The organism is Oceanimonas baumannii (assembly GCF_002245495.1).
GTDB classification, from domain to species: Bacteria; Pseudomonadota; Gammaproteobacteria; order Enterobacterales; family Aeromonadaceae; genus Oceanimonas; species Oceanimonas baumannii.
This window is the reverse complement of sequence record NZ_NQJF01000062.1, coordinates 1-1,048: the sequence shown is the minus strand read 5'-3', so window position 1 is coordinate 1,048 and position 1,048 is coordinate 1. Positions and strand designations below refer to the sequence as shown.

General features: G+C 41.8%; 1 protein-coding gene. It reads right to left on the bottom strand.

What is annotated here, in order from left to right; all coding sequences use genetic code 11:
• Positions 1–912 (bottom strand): DEAD/DEAH box helicase (locus tag B6S09_RS18185; RefSeq protein WP_280522719.1); only part of this gene is annotated, 912 nt, incomplete at its 3' end.
• Positions 913–1,048: the final 136 nt, after the last annotated feature.

The following is a 1,048-nucleotide window of genomic DNA, read 5'->3' as shown; positions in this document are numbered from 1 at the left end:
TCTTCGAGCAGCTTCCTCTAAATCAGAGGCCTGCTGAAAGTTATAGAAAGGAACATCATACTTCGCGCAGATGTACGCATACATACCGGAGTTAGCAGCTCCCTCCGACCCCCAAGCGTGCGTGCACCAGAGCCTTTTCTGCCACTCAATTTGCTCATCGACCTTCATGAAATTAAAGAAAGCTGGAATTCTGGACCTTAAGCTGCTCGCTAAAATCTTACTGTTGCACGTGAAAAAAATCGTCCCGCTCAGATCTTTAACATAAATTTCTTTAAGCTTGTGAAGTAAGAGTTCAGTTTTGCCCGTGCCAGAAAGCCCTTGGATCCTAATAATCTTTTTGTCCGGTTTGCTATAAATAAAACGAGTTTGATCCCTATCAAACAGCATGATTTTTTGCTTGACTTTATCCAGATTGCTGACGGGGATATCAGCTTTGACTTTTTCTATATCATTAATACTGCCAGTAAGTAGCGATATGAGTAGATCTGATTTTTTTATTTCTTGAGGATCAGTAAGCACGTGGTTATCAACGATATCCATCAACGCTGGCTGACTTAACTGAGCCTGACCTACCTCTACGGTCTCCACCAAATCACGCCAAGCAGAACTTCTGCCCATTATTTTGTTATATTTGAATTTCTTTGTAAAAGCTATCAAGTCCTCTATAAACTCTTGTTTGAGCTCCGAGGCTAGCGTTTTGTCGCCGGAAAAGTCGAAAATCAATATTTTTTTCTTGGGAGAAAGATAGACTAAGTACTCATCATGAGCGTACTCTTCTCCTTCCTCAAACAGCGGCTTCTGTATAACGTAAGTTTGCTGCTCTCTGGCTTCAGCCATGCTGCAAAAGACATCGAGAATTTGCGCATCTATCGCTTCATTCTCGATTTTGCTGAAAAAGTAAGGTGACTCCATGGCTATCTTGCTCCCAGTTATGCTGACGTTGGAATAATGCCTTAGCTACTGGCGGATCGCTATTGTCTCGATTCATAGAGACAATTTAGACGCTTTTTTTTGGCTTTTTTCTACCAATCTTCACTTGCAGCTTCTG